This window comes from Rhodococcus sp. MH15, from assembly GCF_019266045.1.
Classification (GTDB): domain Bacteria; phylum Actinomycetota; class Actinomycetes; order Mycobacteriales; family Mycobacteriaceae; genus Rhodococcus_F; species Rhodococcus_F qingshengii.
The window spans coordinates 1-2,664 of the sequence record NZ_LPNP01000076.1; the positions used below are offsets into that span (position 1 = coordinate 1).

3 protein-coding genes and 2 pseudogenes are annotated in these 2,664 nt (G+C 59.9%); all 5 read right to left on the reverse strand.

Features of this window, described 5'->3' with window-relative positions:
• Positions 1-121 precede the first annotated feature (121 nt).
• Positions 122-415: pseudogene (locus ATN37_RS21650) on the reverse strand (transposase); the annotation flags it as partial.
• A gap of 65 nt (positions 416-480) precedes the next feature.
• Positions 481-777, reverse strand: a pseudogene (locus ATN37_RS21655) (transposase); the annotation flags it as partial.
• A 16-nt stretch (positions 778-793) separates the two neighbouring features.
• Positions 794-1,900, reverse strand: coding sequence for an IS110 family transposase (locus ATN37_RS21660; protein ID WP_082661379.1), 1,107 nt, complete (start codon positions 1,898-1,900; stop codon positions 794-796).
• Positions 1,901-2,145: 245 nt separating this feature from the next.
• Complete coding sequence (locus tag ATN37_RS33205; RefSeq protein WP_082661380.1) at positions 2,146-2,445, reverse strand: DDE-type integrase/transposase/recombinase; 300 nt, start codon at positions 2,443-2,445, stop codon at positions 2,146-2,148.
• A partial coding sequence (locus tag ATN37_RS32685; protein ID WP_256933441.1) for an IS30 family transposase occupies positions 2,388-2,664 on the reverse strand: 277 nt, incomplete at its 5' end. The genes ATN37_RS33205 and ATN37_RS32685, both read right to left, overlap by 58 nt.

Below are 2,664 nucleotides of genomic sequence, written 5' to 3' on the forward strand. Positions count from 1 at the left end.
TCCCCACCCTCACCCGTCAGCGAGACGACGCCGCAGACAAGGGCCAGATCGGGCGGCAGAAGGTCTTCGACGGACTTATCCAGCGACTCGACGACACGGGCACTTGACATCGATCACCCACATAAACCGATGCCGACTTCAGGATCTCGTTGGCGCGCTTGAGTTCCCGATTCTCGGCTCGAAGTTTGCGCATCTCCGCTGCCATTTCGCTCGTCACACCGGGACGTATCCCGGCGTCGGTCTGAGCTCTCCGGACCCAGTTGAGCAGCGTTTGCGCTGTTCCGATGCCGAGTTTGTCAGCGACGGATTCGACTGCGGCCCACTCGGACGGGTACTCGTGTTGGACTTCTGAGACCATCCGCACTGCCCGCTCACGCAGTTCGGGCGGGTACCTCTTGTTCGTTGCTGAGGACATGACTCCATCTTTCCCAAAGGATGAAGTGATGTGCCCTGGGTTCCACGGAGTCGACATAGCTGGTTTCAGGCAACTGGCTGATTCGTGTGATGATGCAATTCGTACTCTATCGGGGTGCGCATTCCGAGGCTCGAATGTCTACGTTGACGGTTGTGAAAGATCTCCAGATACTCGAAGATAGCGTTCGCCAGTTCAATCCGGGTACGCCACCGTTTTCGATTTAGAAGCGCGGTTTGCATTCTGCCCCAGAATGATTCGATTGTGGCGTTGTCGTAGCAGTCACCGACAGATCCCATCGACGGAACCAGCCCTGAGTCGTGCGCCCGGCGGGTGAATGTCCAGGACGTGAATTGCACTCCGTGGATGCTCTCCTGAGAGTCAAGCTGCCTTTCGATGCGGTCGGGTGTTCGGAGTAATGGTCTGCTGTCCGGGGTTGAGGAGGTAGTAGATCTCGCGAGCCAGGTAGCGTTTCAGGCACCGAATGGTTTCCAGTTTCGAGTGGCCTTCGCTGGTCTTCTTCTCTACGTAGGCCTGGGTTTTCGGGTCGAGTCGAATACGGCCGATGACGACCAGATGCAAGGCTCGGTTGGCTTGTCTGTCGCCGCCTCGATTGAGACGGTGTCGTTGGGTCATGCCAGAAGATGCGGGTAGCGGCGCGACACCGCAGAGCATCGCGAACGCAGCCTCGGATTTCATCCGATCGGAATTGTCGCCGACGGTGACAAGCATCTGGCCGGCGACCTCGATACCGATTCCGACTCGCTCGAGCAGTTGAGGTGCGAGCGCTTTCACGATCGGGTTGATCAGTTCGTCGAGATCGGCGATCTCGTCGGTCAATTCGAGATAGCGGCGAGCCAGGGATTTCAGCGAAACCCGGTAGGCGGTCACAGGATCGGTAGCGTTCGAGACATCCGGCCGCCACGCGGCGAGGAGGCGTATCAGCTGCATCCGCGTCAGATCGCGGACCTGCTCGCGCAGCTCGTCGGGAGCGGAGATGATCGTCATCCGCAATAGTTGCAGCGCACTGCGCCGCTCTCGTACCGAATGGGCTCGGGTCACCCTCAACACACGAAGTGACTCGACGGCACCATCTTTCGATTTCGGGGTGGTGGTGCGCCGGTTGGTTTTGGCTGCACGCGCTGCGTTAATGGCATCGAGGTCGTCGTTTTTGCCCTTACGGCGGCGGTCCGACCGATCGGGGCGGTCCACCTCGAGTACCGTCACGCCCGCTTTAGCAAGGTGGCGGGTCAGCCCAGCTCCGTAGGAGCCAGTGCCCTCGACACCGATCCGGATCAGAGTGCCGTACTCGCCGATCCAGGTCAGCATGGTTCGGTAACCAGTTCGGGTGGTGGGAAAACTGCGAGTCCCGAGGACTGTGTCGTCGGTATCGATCACCGCGGCGACATGCAATTCTTTGTGGGTATCGACCCCGGCGAACACTTCCCGGTCTTGATCGAGACCAGCTTTGTCAGGCATCCTTGTCATGTCGCTTTCCTCTCCGTTGACCGATGAGCAAGGCGGCGCCGCGCATCGACCGAACCGGCGGACAAGACAGTGATGAGCACCTGGTGGTGCAGGCTCTCCTCAGGTCACCCCGACGGTGAGGCGTAGCGCCTCACCGGGCGTTCCCAGGAACCGACAGATCCAAGGAAAGACACACGATCGTCGATCGGAGTGCGGGTCAGGAACACTGGGAACACCCGGCACCAGCATTCTCTCGTCTCCATGCGTTAACGGTCAGGAAATCCGAAAACACCGGCACAAACAGTCTCACTATCGGAGTGAATCACGGTTCCTTCGAGCGGTGCACGGTTGGAGATGGCCATCGAGAGCGCGTTGGTCACCAGCGCGGAGGTTTGACTGGAATCGATCGACCACCCCACGACCCGTCTTGAAAACGCATCCAGGACAACCGCGCAGAAAACCTTACCTTCACGAGCTTGGATTCCAGCAATCGTCGCAACACTCGTGATTACGAGACTTCCAGTAAAGCACTCAGGCGCTCGGCAGGGGTGTCCCAGTCGAGCGATTTCCGGGGTCGGTCGTTAAGCTCCTCCGCGACGGCCAAGAGTTTGTCGACGCTATGCGCTGCCAGGTCGGTACCGCGCGGGAAGTATTGGCGGAGAAGCCCGTTGGTGTTCTCGTTGCTGCCGCGCTGCCAGGGAGCGCCCGCGTCTGCGAAGTAGACGTCGAAGTTGGTCGCGGCGGCGAATGCCCGGTGCTCGGCCATCTCGGCGCCTTGGTCCCAG